Origin of the sequence: Echinicola strongylocentroti (assembly GCF_003260975.1) — a bacterium.
Lineage (GTDB): Bacteria > Bacteroidota > Bacteroidia > Cytophagales > Cyclobacteriaceae > Echinicola > Echinicola strongylocentroti.
Window position 1 is genome coordinate 3,807,610 of record NZ_CP030041.1, and the last position, 17,381, is coordinate 3,824,990.

Genomic DNA, 17,381 nt, shown 5'->3' on the forward strand with positions numbered 1-17,381 from the left:
AATATAACACAATCTAAACGTCAAAGTTCATATGATAGAGGTTAAAACGGAGGAAAAAATCAAAGAAGCATCCATATACGGACAGATCACTTCTTTAGGACATGAGCAATTGGTCATCTGCTATGATGAGCCTACAGGGTTGAAAGCCATTATTGGTATTCATAATACTGTGCTGGGGCCTGCTTTGGGCGGAACCAGGATGTGGAATTATACTTCCGAGCAGGAAGCTATTACAGATGTGTTGCGCCTTTCAAGGGGGATGACCTTTAAAGCAGCCATTTCCGGTTTGAATATCGGAGGTGGAAAAGCAGTTATTATTGGTGACCCAAAACTAAAGAATGAGGCGTTTTTGCGCAGGTTTGGGAGATTTGTGGAGAGCCTTGGAGGAAGATATATTACTGCTGAAGACGTAAACATGAAGACAAGGGACATGGAATACATTGCCATGGAGACCTCGCATGTGACCGGCCTTCCAGAGATCAATGGCGGCGGCGGAGATCCTTCGCCCGTAACTGCCTATGGTGCGTATTTGGGGATGAAAGCCTCAGCAAAGAAGGCTTTCGGAACGGATGCCCTAAAAGGAAAGAAAGTGGCAGTTCAAGGAATTGGCCAAGTAGGACGGCATCTGATAGACCATTTGGTGAAAGAAGGAGCAGAGATCTACGTGACCGATATATTTGAAGATCGACTTAGAGAAGTGGGGCAGGCAACTGGTGCTACCATAGTGGCACCAGATGAAATCTACGATGTGGATATGGATATATATGCCCCATGCGCCTTGGGTGCCACTGTAAATGACCAAACACTGAAAAGACTGAAGTGTGCTGTCATCGCGGGAGCTGCCAATAATCAGCTCGAAGATGAGCAAAAGCATGGTCAGCAGTTACTGGAGCGGGACATTGTCTATGCGCCTGACTTCCTGATCAATGCTGGTGGGCTTATCAATGTTTATGCGGAATATTTGGGTGGATATAACAGAGAAGCTGCGTATCAGCAAGCAGAAAAAATTTATGACACTTGTTTGGCTATATTGAATAAGTCAGAGAAAGAGAATATACCTGCTCAACAAGCTGCCATAGAGCTTGCTTGGAACAGGATTCAGAGCATTAGCAAGGTGAAGTCATCTTACTAAAATATTAATTGAATATTATCTCTTCGAAAAACCAAATGCAATGGAACATAAATTCCGTGCATTTGGTTTTTTTATTTAATAACTTTGTAAGCAAATATACCCAAGCGGTGGCACCTACTGTAGTAGCTGCCAAACAAAACTTAATTACGTTCTTTATATTCAGGTAATGTTAAACAGAAGAATTCTCAGAGTAAAGGCTTTCCAAAGCCTGTATGCATACGAGCAATGCAGGGCTTCCAATCTCAACCTGGCCAAGGATTATGTTCGTGAGGCTTTTCAGCCAGATCTGAACAGTATGGAAGTGCAGGACAAAGGTCAACTGCGAAAGGATGCCGAACAAACCATCACCCTTTTTTCCACGAACCTGAACAATAAAGCATTGGTCGCTGCAGGGGATTATGCCACCAAGGTAAAGTCAGAAGCGATCAAAGCCATTAATCTCTTCCATCAAAAGAACCAAAAGGACTTGGACTTTCTCCGGAACAATATGGTGGATGCTGCAGAGGATATTCCCCAGCTCTACCTTTCTGTGGTACATATCCTGATTGGATTCAGCGATCATGTCCGCAGGGAATATGCACGTAAAAGAAAGCTCAACAAAGAACAAGTAAGTGCTGTCAGTGGGGAGTTGAACCTGGCCAATAATAAGGTGATTTCGTTTCTGAAAAACAATGCGGTTTTTACAACGGCAAGTATTCGCCAGCAGGCAGACTTGGAAGATACGGAACTGGAAATCCAGGAATGGTACCGGGAATATGTAAAACCTTGGGACCGATATCAGGAATATATTCAGCTCAGCGAGCCTACCATGGAGGAGGATTTGGATATTCTGACGGATCTGACCAAGAAAATACTATTTAAAACAGATGCTATTCTCAGTAGCTTTGCCGAAAGGGACCTTAGCTGGACAGAAAATAAAGCAGTGGTAAGAAGTTTGGCAATTAAGGTGCTGAAAAATGTGCTGGAATCAGAAAGTGACGAAGACTACAGTCTTCCTGAAATCGCTATAAACTGGGAAGAAGACAAGGAATTTTTCCAAAATATCTTTAACTTGACTATCGAAAATGATGAGGCCAATAGGGTGTTAATTGCGGAAAAGACCAAGAATTGGGACATAGAACGGATAGCCTCTACAGATAAGATCATCATATCAATGGCCGTTACAGAGATGTTATTTTTCCCTAGTATCCCTGTAAAAGTTACCATCAATGAGTATATTGATATTTCTAAAACGTACAGTACACCTAAAAGCAAGCAATTTGTCAACGGTCTTCTGGATGTGTTGGCCAAGGAGCTAACCGATCAAGGAAAAATCCGTAAGAGTGGCAGAGGGCTTTTGGATAACAAATAAACATTATTTTACTATGAGCAAACAGAGTAATTCGATTTTAGCTTTTGTACTCGGTGCCGGTGTAGGTGCTGCATTCGGAGTTTTATTTGCTCCTGATTCCGGGAACAATACAAGGGACAGATTGTCCTACCAGTTGTCTAGATACAAGGCTGAGCTGGAAGATATCATCAAAGACCTGATGGAAGGAAAAGACCTTCCGCTAAACGAAGCCAAATCAGAAGGAAAGAAGGTGATATCAGAAGCAAAGGACAAAGCAGAAAACCTGCTCACTGATGTCAATAAACTTATTGACCAAATCAATAAAGAAAATAACTAACCCTATTCCAGTTATGAAATATTTATGTCTACCTGCAATGTTCATTGCAGGTTCTCTTTTTATCTCCAGCTGTGAAAAAAGCAGCAATAATGATAAAATAGCTGAGCTGGAGCAGAAGATTGCCCAGCTGGAAGAAAGCCAAGCGTCTCAGCCCAAGCAGCCTTCCAATGTACAAAGTGTGGCCAAGATAGATCCTTCTACTTTGGGCAAGTTTAAGTTTGAGGAGATGCAGTATGACTTTGGCGCCATCGATCAAGGTAAAGTGGTAGAGCATACCTTTACTTTTACCAATGATGGTAACTCTCCCTTGATCATCTCCAATGTACAGGCATCTTGTGGATGTACTACTCCTGACTGGAGCAAAAAACCAGTTAAGCCGGGAGAAGATGGCCACGTGAAAGTTAGGTTTAATTCGGCCCACAAGTCTGGCGCCCAAAGCCCAACAGTCACCATTACCGCCAATACTTCTCCGAGCATCACCAAGCTTAAACTAAAAGGAACCGTAAATACAAACAATACGGCCAGCAACATCGCTGGGCCAGTGAAAAAGTAACCATGACGAATACAATTTTATTACAAGCGTTAGGAGCCGGAAGCGGCGGCATAATGGGGCAAGTATTCCTTTTTGGAGGGATTATCCTGATCATGTATTTCTTTATGATCAGACCTCAGCAAAAGAAACAAAAAGACGCCAAGAACTTTATAGAGTCAATCAAAAAAGGAGACCAAGTAGTGACCATCGGTGGCATACATGGTAAAGTGTATGCCTTAGAAGGTGAGACTGTCCTGATTGAGCTGGACAAGGGCTTGAAAATAAAAGTAGAAAAATCAGCAGTGTCTGCGGAATTTTCCAAGAAGTCCACAGGAACTAAATAGGTCGGGATCTTGAAAAGATTTCAGAAATACTTCGGTAAGTTTAAAAAAAAGAAAACTTCTGACATTAAAGTGGTGGTCCTCTGTGTAATAGCGGCCACCACTTTTTGGGTTTTAAATGCCCTGAACAAAGATAATTATGTGACGGTGGTCAATTATCCTATCGTCTTTCAGTACAATGCAGAAGAGTATATGCCCGTAGAGGAGATCCCTTCTGAAATCCGTATAGAGATTAATGGTAATGGTTGGGACCTGTTCAGGAAGTATTTTAACTTTAATGTCCCTCCATTTAATATCGAATTGACCAATCCTGATGAGCGCAATTATTTATTGGCATCAGAGTATCGTCGAAATCTCGCAGAGGTTCTTGAGCCTACCAGTTTGGTGTCAGTCCTGACTGATTCATTGAAATTTAATTTTGACAAGATTGTCGAACGGCAAGTGGAGGTGGGGCTGGACACAGGAGCGATGTCCTTGGCTCCGCATCACCAATTGGCGGGAGATATTGCTTGGGAGCCCAAAGATATAGTGCTTAAGGGAGCCGAAAGTAAGATTAAACAACTGGGAGGAGAACTGTTCCTTACCTTGAACGAAGAGCATATAAAGGATGATTTTGACCAATACATTCCCGTGCCGCTTACTGAAGCGCTATCTCCTTATGTGTCAGTATCTCCAAAAACCATTCATGTGAAATTTAGTGTAGTGGCTTTTTTGGAAGGAAATAAGCGGGTGATGCTTCGAAAAGTAAATTTTCCGGAAAATGTCCGGCTTGATAACGAAATCAATTCAGTGCTAATGAGCTATCGTGTGGATGAGCGAAAGGTAGAAGTACTGCGAGAGCTGGATTTAGTAGGGGTGCTGGATTACCGGAATCGAAATATAGAAGACAGTACCGTGACAGTTGAGATCAACGATCTTCCGGATTATATCAAAAATATCGATACTGAACCTCATACTTTTAATTTAAGCTATGAATAGCCATAGGCCATTGTTGATAGGGATTACAGGTGGCATTGGAGCAGGGAAGTCCACAGCTGCAAAGATATTTTCGGTGTTGGGGATTCCTGTGTACTCGGCCGATGACCGTGCAAAATGGTTGATGGTCCACTCCCTGGAGTTGAAGCAAAAAATTCAGGCTCATTTTGGAGAAGAATCCTATTTTGATGAGGGAGGGCTAAACAGGGCTTTTCTGGCAGAAAAGGTTTTTTCCGATCCAGAGCAAACCAAAGTCATCAATGGACTAGTTCACCCTGCAGTAAAAAAAGATTTTGAGCAGTGGGCAACAAGTCATCAAACCCCATATGTGCTGAAAGAAGCTGCGTTGCTTTTTGAGTCCGGATCCTATCAAGACCTTGATAAAGTAATCAATGTTTCGGCTCCAGTGGAATTACGGATGTCACGGATTATGGCCAGGGATGCCCATCGATCAAAGGAGCAAGTGGTCTCCATCATGGAGAGGCAGATGTCAGATAGTGAAAAAAATAAGTTGGCCGACTTTGTAATAAGTAATGAAGAGAACCAGGCCCTTATTCCTCAGGTATTACAGATTCATAAAATCTTGTCCAAAGCCTAACGGTTTTGTTAACAAGGAACCACTGGCGCTTAGTTAGTGTGTATTTGGTTTCACTGGTTCTTTTTGGTTTAATTAAGCTGAATTATTCAATAGGGAGTCTCTTTGGCATAATTAACCATAAGCATTCCTAGCAGCGCCGTAATGCTTGGCTAATCGGCATTGAACCTGCGTTAATGAAGGCTATACCAGTGTCATAAGTCCAAGTTGATTTGATCCAAGTAAAATTTCATTCTAGTGTGTTCTTGGTTCAGGAAATCAATTTTGTCAATTTTGTCCAGCTTGTGATTATAGAAAACTTCCACGTATTCATTATCAAGAAGGTATAAGTTTACCTTATGCGCATAATAGCGAATACCTACCACGAAGGTGCCCTCTGTATAGAGCTTATGTATTTTTTTGTGCAAAGGTAATTTCTTAAAATCTTCTCTAATCATCTTATCCTCAGTGATTTTGGCTGTAGGTGAAAGCAATGAACTATAAATCTATTAACCTGAAGGCTTAAGTTCAAGTTTCATCAAAAGATTATTTATTTGTGATTTTATGAAATCGTTCGGCAACGACGGTTGTTTTCTGTCGGATACTTAATTATTATTGAAGAAATTTGTAACCTTCATGCGTTGGTATTCTATTCACAGTTCGAATTGTATAGTTATTTTGGGCCTATTAGTGGCGTTGGTTTTCAGTAGCTGCTCCGCTTCCAAAAAGGCGTATAAGAAAAATGTCAATACCGTCGTCCAGACCGCCAAATCCTATCGGGGAACACCATATCGTTATGGAGGGACCACCCGCTCAGGAATGGATTGTTCGGCTTTGCTTTACTTGTCCTTCCGGAGTGTGGGCCTCCAGCTACCTAGAAGCTCATCCGCCCAAAGTAAAGTAGGGAAAAAGGTGCCAAAGGGAAAGTTGGAAAAGGGCGATGTTGTCTTTTTTGCTACTGGGAGGCGTAAGAACAAAGTCACTCACGCAGGAATAGTCACGGAGTCAGGGAGGCATGGCATTCAGTTTATCCATTCTTCATCATCTTTGGGAGTGACTGAGGATAATCTTTATTCGACTTATTGGAAGCCCCGGTTTGTAAGGGCAAGACGGTATTTCTAATTAAGCAGGTCAAGTTGTTGGAAGGGTATTCAGAGGCTAATCCCGATGCTCCCATTCCATTCCCAAAAGACAGTTGTTGTTGCAGGAAGTGCGTTTGTTTTGGTATTGTGCCAAGGATCAGATCGGTGAGTTCATTTCTAGTTGGTTATGGTAAAGAAAATAGCAATAAAGCGGATTAATTTTTAAAACATCCTTTGGTATTAATCTTTATTAGTTAATTTTGCAGTCGAATAATAATAATGCATTAATTCCTTTTACATTAATACACAAAAATGGCGAATACTGGTAAGATAACTCAGGTGATTGGCCCCGTAGTAGATATTTCGTTCGAAGGGGGGAAGTTGCCGAATATCCTGGACGCACTCGAAATCACTAAGGAGAACGGTCAAAAAGTAGTATTGGAGGTTCAGCAGCATTTGGGAGAAGATCGTGTAAGAACAATTGCGATGGATTCTTCTGAAGGCTTAAGGAGAGGGTTGGAAGTTGTCGATATGGGCACTCCGATCTCTGTACCAACTGGTGAAGGCATTAAAGGCCGACTTTTCAACGTAGTAGGAGAGCCTATCGATGGTCTTCCTGCAGTGGAGTCAGCTAATAGGCTGCCTATCCACAGACATGCTCCTAAGTTTGAAGATCTTTCTACTTCCACTGAAGTGCTCTATACGGGTATCAAAGTTATTGACCTGATCGAGCCTTATGCAAAAGGTGGTAAAATTGGTCTTTTCGGTGGTGCAGGTGTTGGTAAGACGGTATTGATCCAAGAGCTGATCAATAACATCGCCAAAGCTTATTCCGGTTTATCTGTATTTGCTGGTGTGGGTGAAAGAACCCGTGAAGGAAATGACCTCCTTCGTGAGATGATCGAATCAGGCATCGTTACCTATGGAGATGATTTTGTTGAGTCTCTTGAAAATGAAGGTGGATGGGACCTTTCCAAGGTAGATGTGGAGAAGCTTAAGGATTCTAAGGCAACCTTTGTGTTCGGTCAGATGAACGAGCCTCCAGGTGCCCGTGCCCGTGTAGCCTTGACAGGTCTTACCCTAGCCGAATATTACCGTGATGGTGAAGGCGACGGAGCAGGTAAGGATATACTTTTCTTTATTGATAATATCTTCCGATTTACCCAGGCAGGTTCTGAGGTGTCGGCCCTTTTGGGACGTATGCCGTCTGCGGTAGGTTACCAGCCGACCTTGGCAACAGAAATGGGTGCCATGCAGGAGAGGATTACTTCTACGAAGAACGGATCCATTACTTCCGTGCAGGCTGTGTATGTACCTGCGGATGACTTGACTGACCCAGCCCCAGCGACTACATTTGCCCACTTGGATGCGACGACGGTACTTTCCCGTAAGATCGCCGAGCTAGGTATTTACCCAGCGGTGGATCCATTGGATTCTACTTCCAGGATTTTGGAACCAGGTATTTTGGGTGATGAGCACTATGATTGTGCCACACGTGTAAAAGAGCTACTCCAGCGCTATAAAGAACTTCAGGACATCATTGCCATTCTTGGTATGGAAGAGCTTTCTGAAGAAGATAAATTGGTAGTACACAGAGCCAGAAGGGTACAGCGGTTCTTGTCCCAACCATTCCACGTTGCCGAGCAATTTACCGGCCTGAAAGGGGTGTTGGTGGATCTGAAAGATACCATTAAAGGATTTAACATGATCATGGACGGAGAGTTAGATCACCTTCCTGAGGCTGCATTTAACTTGGTAGGTGACATTAACGATGCCATTGCCAAAGGTGAAAAAATGCTTGCTGAAGTAAAATAATCATCCCTCTGAGTCTTTGGAGGTACAAATCACAGGGCAAGCCCATTCGTCAGCTTTTCCTGTGATTTTTTAACACCAAACTAGTGGTAAATATGCATTTAGAAATTATAACACCGGACAAAAAGGTATTTCAAGGAGAAGTATCAGAGGCCACATTTCCAGGGGCTTCAGGTGCTTTTCAGATTTTGAAAAACCACGCTCCTGTGGTGTCTGCGCTAGCAAAAGGAACTGTTTCTTACACCACCAATGATGGGAAGAAGTCTATAGAAGTAGATGGTGGTGTAGTAGAGGTAAGAGATAACGAGATCATTCTGCTTGCTGAAAAAGTGACGGATTGATCCAATAGTAATGATATGAATGAAAGCGAACCCGAAACGGTTCGCTTTTTTTATTTAATAGGTTGGGGTAAGTAAATGTCAGGTCAAGTGGAAAAGTTGAGGGATTGGGAATGGTTCGGATAGAGCACTGATCGCGTAGATGATTAAGATCTGCACTGATTTTGTTCATAAACTGGAAAAGCAATTTTAAGAAAGTGGGTCGAAAAGTATTCCCCCAGAAATATTGCTTGATCCTAGATGTCGATCAATTGAAAACTACTTCAATGAGAAAGTTACTTTCTTTTTCCTTGCTTATTTCCTGCTCAAATGGACTTTCTTTCAATAAAAGATATTCCTCCAATATCCATCCTTGGAGCACGCCTACAAAGGCTTTATTCTTGGCATCAAAAGCTTGAAAAGGTGGTAGGGCGGTTTTGAACCGCTCTGTTTCCACTAACGAATGGGCTGAGATAACTGATTTGTTTTTTCTTTTATCGTAGAGTGTTGTGAATGGCTTATGCTTTTCATCGAATGAGGAAAACAAGATTAGGTCTTGGGACTCGTTCCACGGACCCCTAAATCCGGCATACCCTTCATAAACTTTGATTTTATCTTGGAAAGGAATACTAATGTCAGAGATGAGATTGATGTTTGGTAGGAAGATTTCTTCTTCGTAGTTATCGGGTAATGGGTTTGGCTGATAATCTAATTTGTATCGCTTGCTAAGCTGCTGGTTGGGCAAGACATTGTAAATGTAAGGATTATAGTTTTGATAAAACCGGGTGCTGTCCTCTACCGGCCAAAACGGATTCAGCGGACTAGTAATAAGGGCTTTGTTTAATTCATCAGGATAGGACAGGGCGGTAGCTTTGAGGTTAAAATCATCATTTAGAAACCCTATCTTATAGTTATTTCCTTCGAAAGGACCGTTATATCCACTGTATCCATTGAAGGCGACATATCCACCTTCAGGTATAGGCTCGACATTGCTAAAGAGAATTGAGGGTGGCGTTTTATAGGAACTATCTGGCTCATATTCCTCATTATAAACTACCACTTTTTTAAGGGAGTAATCATAAACCTCCAAAGTGCCGTTGTTATTGAACCAGCAGTCGTTTACCTGATTGATTTCCATTGGTCCATTGCCCTGGTGAACAAGGCTTTTAATAAAATTCCCTTTTTTGTCGTAAAGGAAAATTTGATCCGTGTCGAGTCTGTCCACTATCACATAGTGCTGCGGCCTGACCAATACTTTATGCACATTCCCCAAATGCTGACTTTCATTTTCTTTAAGCTTAATTATGTTAATACTATTTATCCTATCGGAAACATCTGCAGTATCTTTTATACTAGTGGTATTTATGGTGATATTTTCAACACCGCTCTCTTTAGGCTTTGCTTTTTTCTCAGCACATGCAAGTATTACAATGATGATGATGGGTAAGAATGAGAGTGTTTGAAAAAAGTTCATATCAATTTTTTAAATAGTTAAGATCCTAAAATTAGAAAAGCGCCTGCTGCAAGGGATGCTCCCAAGAGAGGCCCCACTATCGGTACCCAGCTGTAGGGCCAGTCACTACTCCCCTTTCCCTTTATGGGAAGGAACTGGTGGGCCAGTCTGGGGCCGAGGTCCCGAGCAGGGTTGATGGCATAGCCAGTGGTGCCTCCAAGGGCGAGGCCGATTACCCATACCAATAGTGCGACTGGTAATGCACCTAAAGCACCGAGACCTATAGGGGTGTTGTTGAGGTCCTCGAGGTTAGCTCCAGTGGTATATAGAATAACAAAAATTAAGACAAAAGTGCCTACTACTTCCGAAAGAAAGTTGGAAGAAAGGTTACGAATGGCTGGCGCAGTCGCAAACGGTGCGAACTTTAACCCTGGGTCATCGGTGATGTCAAAGTGGTCTTTATACATTAGCCATGTGACAGTAGCCCCGATACCCCCTCCCAACACTTGGGCCAAAACATAGCCAGGGACCAAATTCCAATCGAACATTCCTGCGATGGCCAAAGCTACGCTTACGGCGGGATTGAGGTGAGCCCCACTGTGAGGACCTGCCACTACCACGCCGATAAATACGCCTAGGGCCCACGCGGTGGTGATGACGATCCAGCCGCCATTGTTTCCTTTGGTTTGTTTTAGGACCACATTGGCCACGACACCGGAGCCCATAAGCAAGAGTAAGGCGGTGCCTATAAATTCAGCAATATAGCTATTCATCTAGTCATTGGGTTTCAATGTTAAAAGTTTTGAGGGTTGAAGGGTTTTAATTGACCTGTCGTTTTAGGGTTCCATTGGCCAAAAAGTCATTGTCCAATATACACAAACCTTATTCTTCTACCCAGTCCTTACTCCTTTCGACAGCTTTATGCCAGAAGTGAAGTTGTTCTTTGATGTCAGATGGTTCTACTTGTGGTGAAAATGACGCTTCTTCCTCCCATAATTGCTGGAGTTCTTTCTGGTCTTCCCAGTAGCCTACTGCCAGTCCCGCTAAGAAGGCTGCTCCAAGGGCAGTGGTTTCAGTGATTTGTGGACGTTTGACCTCGCTTCTGAGTAGGTCAGCTTGAAATTGCATCAAGAAATTATTGGCTGAAGCACCTCCATCCACTCGCATTTCTTTGGTTTTGGCCCCAGCGTCTTTTTCCATAGCTGCTAATACGTCATAGACCTGAAATGCAATAGCCTCCAGTGCCGCCCTCGCAAAATGTGCTTGGGTAGTCCCTCTGGTGATGCCAAAAAAAGCACCACGCGCATCTTGGTTCCAATAGGGCGCTCCCAAACCGGTGAGTGCCGGCACAAAATACACCCCTCCATTATCATCTACACTGGTGGCTAAGGATTCACTTTGTTCGGATGCTTCGAAGATTGCCAGCCCATCCCTAAGCCATTGAATGGCTGCGCCTCCGATAAATACACTGCCTTCCAATGCGTACTGGACTTTTCCGTTTATTTCCCAAGCAATAGTGGTCAGCAATTGATTCTTTGACTTCACGGGGTTGCCACCAGTGTTCATGACCATAAAGCAGCCCGTACCATAAGTAGTCTTGGCCATTCCGGGCTGTGTACAGAGTTGGCCAAATAGTGCTGCCTGCTGATCCCCGGCGATGCCTCCAATGGGTATTTTTGCTGAAAAAACATCTCCAGCAGTGGTGCAGTATACTTCGCTACTGGATTTTACTTCTGGCAATATGGAAGCTGGAATACCAAAAAACTCCAATAACTCCTCATCCCACTGCTTGTCATGGATATTGAAGAGCATGGTGCGACTGGCATTGGTGATATCGGTGAGATGTTGCTTGCCATTGGTAAGCTTCCATACCAACCAGCTGTCCACCGTGCCGAAGCAAACTTCCCCTTTTTCTGCCTTTTCTCGGACACCCTCTACATTATCCAATATCCATTTGATTTTGGTGGCAGAAAAGTAGGCGTCAATGATCAATCCCGTCTTACTGTTGATCATATCACCGTGGCCTTTGCGTTTCAGGGCATTGCAGTAAGCAGAGGTCCGCCTGTCCTGCCAGACGATGGCACGATATAGAGGTTTTCCTGTTTTACGGTCCCAGAGAATGGTCGTCTCCCGCTGGTTGGTAATGCCAATCCCCGCAATTTGGGCAGGTTCGATTTCTGCTTTGGCAATGGCTTCCAAAATTACAGCCGCTTGGGAAGTCCATATTTCTTTAGCGTCGTGTTCCACCCAACCTGTTTTGGGAAAATATTGTTTAAAGTCTTTCTGAGCGATGGCGACAGATTGCCCTTTTTGGTCAAAAAGTATGGCTCTTGAACTGGTGGTGCCTTGGTCCAGTGCCATGATGAATTGGTTGTTTTGGGTCATTGTTTCAGGTTTTGATCAAATATTTTTCAGCGATTTTATTGAAAGCAGCGATTTCGCTTTCCTCCCATTTTTTGTCTTTTTTTAATTCTTCCGCCATTAGTTTGGCTACTATAGGAGCCATGGCCATTGCGGCCGCAGCATCCAGTAAAAGTATGCGAATCCTTCTGGCCAAAAAGTCTTCTATATGCATGGCCATTTCCTCCCTTACGGCCCAGATGACTTCTCCGGCCACATAGGGGTAATTGGGATGAAGGTATTTGGCATAGGCAGGGGTGTCTTTAATTAGCTGGAGGACTTTTACTGCATCTGTACCATAAGATTTCCAGTGGTTGTCATCCAAAGTGGGATCACCATAGCCGTGAAATTTGATCTCCCAAGATCGGCTTTCTTTTATTTCCTCTCCAGTGATACGGGAAAAATGATCCACTGTGTCCTCGCCCATTTTGCGGAATGTCGTCCATTTTCCTCCTGTCAAAGTGACTAGGCCTGTTTCTGAGATGATGACTTTGTGATTTCGGGATATCTCTTTGGTCTTTACGCTTCCTCCCTGTGGGGCAGCAAGTGGTCGTAGGCCTGCATATACGGTCAGTACATCTTTTCTGGTAGGTTGTTTTTGGAGGTAATGGCCAGCTGTGTCCAGTATGAAGTTAATTTCCCTAGAGAGTGCTTCTGGCTCTAGTTTAGCTTTTTCACGGATGGTATCAGTGGTTCCTACCACCAGTTTGCCCTGCCAGGGAACTGCAAATAGCACCCTGCCATCGGAGGTTTTGGGGATCATCAAGGCGTCCTTACCTCCCAAAAAGTACTGTGGTAAAACCAAATGGACTCCTTGACTAGGCTGGATCATTCTCGGAGTGCCTTTTTGATCCATTTGGAGGATTTTATCAGCGAATACTCCGGTGGCGTTGACGACCATTCTGGCCTTTACATCATAGGTTTTTTTATTGATAGTATCCCTGACTTTTACACCATTGGTTTGGCCATTGTTGTCCTTGCTGAGGGCATTTACTTTCATATAGTTGAGAATGCAGCCGCCCATGTCATCAGATGTTTGGGCAACACATAGGGCGAGTCTGGCATCATCAAACTCTCCGTCTTGATAGACTACCCCACCCAAAAGCCCCTCTTTTTTGATCTGAGGTAGCCGTTTTATGGTTTCTTTTTTGGAAATATAGGCAGAGTCTCCCAAGCTCAGCCAGCCAGACATCCAATCGTAGAGTTTGAGCCCCACGGAATAGTAATATTTTGTAGCATGGCTATATATTGGTATGATAAAGGGTTGTACATGGGCAAGATGAGGGGCATTTCTTAAAATTCTTCCCCGTTCACGGAGCGCTTCCCATACCAGAAGTATGTCCCCTTGGGCCAAGTAGCGCACACCGCCATGAACCAGTTTGGTGCTTCTGCTGGAAGTGCCTTTTGCAAAATCAGCTCTTTCAAAAAGAGCGACGCTCAAACCTCGTGATAGGGCATCCAAAGCGACTCCCAACCCCGAGGCTCCCCCACCAATTATAACAATATCCCAAAGTTGATTTTTTGTTAAATGGCGAAGGTTACTAGTTCTGTTCATAGGGTGTGATGATGAGTTAAAAATGTAACTCATATAATTTATGAAAAATCAGGACTATAAGCCAATGCAAATAAAGAATTTTGAAACTAAGGAGTTTATAGAGGTAAATATAAGAGACAGGGATGCTTACAGCTGTTCTAGATTCCTTGTAAGTTGAAGGTGTATTTATCTACCTAGGGGGTAGGAGGGCTTACTCCCAGGTACTATAACTTTTCTTCGGTTCATCCTTGATCTTTCCTCCACCAAATTGGATTCCTAGCCCTATGCTGAAAAAATCACTGATGTCTTTTCCGGTGATATGGTAGGTGACGTTCATCCGGAATTTTCCTGCGATGATGCCCATTCGCGGAGCAAAGCCAAAATTCACTTCGTTTCCTATTTGGTTGAATATGGTACCATCGTCTGAATCTACGATTTCGTAATCGCTTCTTCTGTACATTCCTGCCATTACCCCTACAAATGGACGAGTGTTTTCCCTGCCAAAAAGGTATTCTCCCGTTAGGGATAAGTTAGAAATCGCTTGCGCACGATAGGTGGCTTCTTGATGGTTGAAGAGCGATTCCCCTTGTCCTAGAATATTGCTGCCCAGTTGAAGACCAATGTTCAATTGGTCATTTATACCATAACGGGGCTCTACAAAGAACCCTCCACCAGTAGTAAGCTCTGATTGGGTAGGAAAAGTCAGGTTGATGCCAACGTCTACCTTGAAGGGCTTATATAAGCGAGTAGCTCCTGATGGATCAGAGGACTGCGCCTTTGAAACAAAAGGAGAAAGGGTAAATAGAGCTATTATAAGTACAATGTATTTCATTCAAAGTAGTTTTCACTTGTTCTATAACAGAAAGAATCCTTTGGTTATTCTTGTTGTCCTGTTTTGGTGGAACGTTGTAAGACCGAAATATAACACTTTTATTTTCAGGGAAGTGAAGCTTTTATTTAAAAAATAATGTGTTGCTGTAAAAATGATACTTTAACCCAGAATATACATTGGCCTATCTATTACGATCCGAAATTGCTTCAAAATCAGCTTTCATAACGATTCCTAATGCATAAACCGGGGTTTAACTAAATGAAAAAAGCCTGACGTTTGCCAGGCTTTTTTTGTAGGGAATCAGTTATGATTAACTTCCGCACATTTCACAATCATCAGGATTGTCAAGTGAGCAGGCTATGGCATCTTGATTGTTGCTTTTGTTGGCTTCTTCCGTCTGGGCAGCAGCGTCTTGAGCGTCTTTTAGACCTGCCTTGTCCACGGTAAATTGGATGGCACTTGTTGCAGCTTTGGAGCGCAAGTAGTACATGCCTGTTTTTAATCCTTTTTTCCAAGCGTAGAAGTGCATGGAAGTTAACTTTCCGAAGTTCGGTTCTTGCATAAATATGTTCATGCTTTGTGACTGGCAGATAAAAGCTCCTCTATCGGCGGCCATATTGATCACGACCTTCTGGGAGATTTCCCAAACGGTCTTATAAAGATCTTTAATGTTTTGAGGTACTTCCGGCATGTCCTGAACAGAACCATTGGCGGCGATGAGCCTGTTTTTCATGGAATCATTCCATAGCCCCAATCGGATCAGGTCTTTCATCAAGTGTTTGTTCACTACGATGAATTCACCCGAAAGTGTTCTTCGGGTATAGATGTTTGAAGTGTATGGTTCGAAACATTCGTTGTTACCAAGAATCTGAGAGGTAGATGCTGTTGGCATTGGGGCGACCAAAAGAGAGTTTCTTACCCCGTATTTAGCCACTCTTTCTTTCAGGTCTGCCCAATTCCATCGGCCTGATTTTGGCGTCACCCCCCAAAGGTCAAACTGGAATTGTCCCTGAGAAACTGGTGAGCCTTCATAGGTTTCATAAGTTCCTTGGATTTTTGCCATTTCCATGGATGTTTCCATGGATGCATAGTAGATAGTCTCGAAGATGTCTTCATTGAGCCCTGCAGCTTCTTCACTGTCAAATGGCATTCTGAGTAAGATGAAGGCATCAGCCAATCCTTGCACACCGATCCCGATAGGACGGTGTCTAAAGTTGGATTTTTTGGCTTCTTCCACAGGGTAATAGTTGATGTCGATTACCTTGTTGAGGTTTTTGGTGACCACTTTGGTGATTTCATACAGTTTTTGGTGATCAAAGGATTTTTTGCCTTGACTGTCGGTCTTGATGAATTTAGGCAATGCTATGGAGGCGAGATTACACACCGCCACCTCATCTGGAGAGGTGTATTCCATGATCTCGGTACATAAGTTAGAAGACTTGATAGTACCGAGGTTTTTTTGGTTGGATTTACCGTTAGCAGCATCCTTGTAAAGCATATAAGGCGTGCCGGTCTCTATTTGGGATTCAAGGATTTCAAACCAAAGCTCTTGGGCCTTTACCGTTTCGATGGCTCTGCCTTCTTTTTCATATTTCTCATAGAGTTTTTCAAACTCCTCTCCGTGGCAATCTGCTAGTCCCGGTGCTTCGTTTGGACAGAAGAGTGACCAATCTTCATTGGCTTCTACCCGCTTCATGAATAGGTCAGAAATCCAGAGGGCATAGAAGAGGTCCCGCGCTCTCAATTCTTCTTTACCGTGATTTTTCTTTAAGTCCATGAAGTCCTTGATGTCTGCGTGCCAAGGCTCAAGGTAGATCGCAAAGCTGCCTTTTCTTTTTCCTCCTCCTTGGTCCACATAGCGGGCGGTCATGTCAAAGTTTCTCAACATAGGGACAATACCGTTGGAGACGCCGTTAGTTCCTCGGATATAAGAGCCTTTGGCTCTTACGTTGTGGATAGAAAGACCAATCCCACCAGCGGACTGGGAGATCTTGGCGCATTGTTTCAAGGTGTCATATATACCATCGATGCTGTCGTCCTTCATGGTAAGGAGGAAGCAAGAGGAAAGCTGTGGCTTAGGTGTACCGGCATTGAACAAGGTCGGTGTAGCATGGGTAAACCACTTTTCGGAAAGCAATGTGTAGGTCTCAATGGCGGCGTCAATATCCTCTTTGTGGATACCGATGGCTACACGCATGAGCATATGCTGGGGACGCTCCACCACTTTGTCGTCAAGCTTGATCAGGTAGCTTCTCTCCAAGGTTTTGAACCCGAAAAAGTCGTAATTGAAATCCCTGCTATAGTCGATAGCTTCGTCCAGGCGAGCGGCGTGTTTTTTAACAATACCATAGACATCGGGAGCGATAAGGGCAGCATTGTCACCTGTTTTGGGATTGACATAGGTGTACAGTCTTTTCATGGTGTTTGAAAAGGACTGGCTGGTAGTTTTGTGCAGGTTGGATATGGCAATGCGGGCAGCAAGGATGGCGTATTCCGGATGCTTCACGGTCATGGATGCGCAGACTTCTGCTGCCAAATTGTCCAACTCTGAAGTGGTGACACCATCATAAAGTCCGTCAATTACTTTTTTGGCGACTTCGATAGGCTGGATGTACCTAGAGTCTAGGTTGCCACAGAGGTTTTCTATCCTAGTGGTGATCTTATCGAATCTTACCGATTCTCTTCTGCCGTCTCTTTTGATTACTAACATGCTAACTTGGAGTTTAAGGT

17 protein-coding genes are annotated in these 17,381 nt (G+C 43.5%); 10 read left to right on the top strand and 7 right to left on the bottom strand.

The annotated features are described in order from the left end of the window. Positions 1 to 31: 31 nt before the first annotated feature. From DN752_RS14755 to coaE, 7 genes are all read left to right on the top strand, one after another. Positions 32 to 1,132, top strand: a complete 1,101-nt coding sequence (locus DN752_RS14755; protein WP_112784659.1) for a Glu/Leu/Phe/Val family dehydrogenase — start codon at positions 32 to 34, stop codon at positions 1,130 to 1,132. Between the two features lie 166 nt (positions 1,133 to 1,298). After that, on the top strand, positions 1,299 to 2,483 hold the full coding sequence (gene nusB / locus DN752_RS14760) for a transcription antitermination factor NusB (protein ID WP_112784660.1): 1,185 nt from the start codon (positions 1,299 to 1,301) through the stop codon (positions 2,481 to 2,483). 13 nt (positions 2,484 to 2,496) lie between these two features. Next, a complete protein-coding gene (locus DN752_RS14765; RefSeq protein WP_112784661.1) occupies positions 2,497 to 2,799 on the top strand; it encodes a YtxH domain-containing protein in 303 nt (100 codons plus the stop codon). 13 nt (positions 2,800 to 2,812) lie between these two features. Beyond that, the gene (locus tag DN752_RS14770; RefSeq protein WP_112784662.1) at positions 2,813 to 3,352 is read left to right on the top strand and encodes a DUF1573 domain-containing protein; all 540 of its coding nucleotides are present in this window, start codon (positions 2,813 to 2,815) and stop codon (positions 3,350 to 3,352) included. 2 nt (positions 3,353 to 3,354) lie between these two features. Further along, on the top strand, positions 3,355 to 3,675 hold the full coding sequence (yajC, locus tag DN752_RS14775; protein ID WP_112784663.1) for a preprotein translocase subunit YajC: 321 nt from the start codon (positions 3,355 to 3,357) through the stop codon (positions 3,673 to 3,675). Between the two features lie 9 nt (positions 3,676 to 3,684). Then, positions 3,685 to 4,650 carry a YbbR-like domain-containing protein gene (locus DN752_RS14780; protein ID WP_112784664.1) on the top strand — a complete coding sequence of 322 codons (966 nt, stop codon included), beginning with the start codon at positions 3,685 to 3,687 and terminating at the stop codon, positions 4,648 to 4,650. Continuing rightward, positions 4,643 to 5,245 carry a dephospho-CoA kinase gene (gene coaE, locus DN752_RS14785; RefSeq protein WP_112784665.1) on the top strand — a complete coding sequence of 201 codons (603 nt, stop codon included), beginning with the start codon at positions 4,643 to 4,645 and terminating at the stop codon, positions 5,243 to 5,245. Before DN752_RS14780 ends, coaE begins: the two co-directional genes overlap by 8 nt. A 191-nt stretch (positions 5,246 to 5,436) precedes the next feature. Here the strand turns inward: coaE and DN752_RS14790 are convergent, their stop codons facing one another. Further along, positions 5,437 to 5,679 carry a hypothetical protein gene (locus DN752_RS14790; RefSeq protein WP_112786568.1) on the bottom strand — a complete coding sequence of 81 codons (243 nt, stop codon included), beginning with the start codon at positions 5,677 to 5,679 and terminating at the stop codon, positions 5,437 to 5,439. A gap of 178 nt (positions 5,680 to 5,857) precedes the next feature. Here DN752_RS14790 and DN752_RS14795 point away from each other — a divergent pair, with 178 nt between their 5' ends. The 3 genes from DN752_RS14795 to atpC all read left to right on the top strand — a co-directional run bounded on the left by DN752_RS14795 (position 5,858) and on the right by atpC (position 8,456). Next, complete coding sequence (locus DN752_RS14795; RefSeq protein WP_112784666.1) at positions 5,858 to 6,343, top strand: C40 family peptidase; 486 nt, start codon at positions 5,858 to 5,860, stop codon at positions 6,341 to 6,343. Between the two features lie 272 nt (positions 6,344 to 6,615). Continuing rightward, positions 6,616 to 8,118 carry a F0F1 ATP synthase subunit beta gene (gene atpD, locus DN752_RS14800; protein ID WP_112784667.1) on the top strand — a complete coding sequence of 501 codons (1,503 nt, stop codon included), beginning with the start codon at positions 6,616 to 6,618 and terminating at the stop codon, positions 8,116 to 8,118. Between the two features lie 92 nt (positions 8,119 to 8,210). Further along, positions 8,211 to 8,456: an ATP synthase F1 subunit epsilon gene (gene atpC / locus DN752_RS14805; RefSeq protein ID WP_112784668.1), complete on the top strand. Its 246-nt coding sequence runs from the start codon at positions 8,211 to 8,213 to the stop codon at positions 8,454 to 8,456. A 244-nt stretch (positions 8,457 to 8,700) separates the two neighbouring features. Here atpC and DN752_RS14810 read toward each other — a convergent pair whose 3' ends face one another. The 6 genes from DN752_RS14810 to DN752_RS14835 all read right to left on the bottom strand — a co-directional run bounded on the left by DN752_RS14810 (position 8,701) and on the right by DN752_RS14835 (position 17,361). Then, positions 8,701 to 9,906, bottom strand: coding sequence for a 6-bladed beta-propeller (locus DN752_RS14810; protein WP_112784669.1), 1,206 nt, complete (start codon positions 9,904 to 9,906; stop codon positions 8,701 to 8,703). Positions 9,907 to 9,923: 17 nt separating this feature from the next. Then, a complete protein-coding gene (locus tag DN752_RS14815; RefSeq protein ID WP_112784670.1) occupies positions 9,924 to 10,658 on the bottom strand; it encodes an MIP/aquaporin family protein in 735 nt (244 codons plus the stop codon). A 109-nt stretch (positions 10,659 to 10,767) separates the two neighbouring features. Beyond that, positions 10,768 to 12,270, bottom strand: coding sequence for a glycerol kinase GlpK (gene glpK, locus DN752_RS14820; protein ID WP_112784671.1), 1,503 nt, complete (start codon positions 12,268 to 12,270; stop codon positions 10,768 to 10,770). A gap of 4 nt (positions 12,271 to 12,274) precedes the next feature. Beyond that, entirely contained in the window at positions 12,275 to 13,840 is a 1,566-nt protein-coding gene (locus tag DN752_RS14825) for a glycerol-3-phosphate dehydrogenase/oxidase (protein WP_112784672.1), read from the bottom strand. A gap of 190 nt (positions 13,841 to 14,030) precedes the next feature. Beyond that, the gene (locus tag DN752_RS14830; protein WP_112784673.1) at positions 14,031 to 14,651 is read right to left on the bottom strand and encodes a hypothetical protein; all 621 of its coding nucleotides are present in this window, start codon (positions 14,649 to 14,651) and stop codon (positions 14,031 to 14,033) included. 310 nt (positions 14,652 to 14,961) lie between these two features. Next, positions 14,962 to 17,361, bottom strand: coding sequence for a ribonucleoside-diphosphate reductase subunit alpha (locus DN752_RS14835; RefSeq protein WP_112784674.1), 2,400 nt, complete (start codon positions 17,359 to 17,361; stop codon positions 14,962 to 14,964). Positions 17,362 to 17,381: the final 20 nt, after the last annotated feature.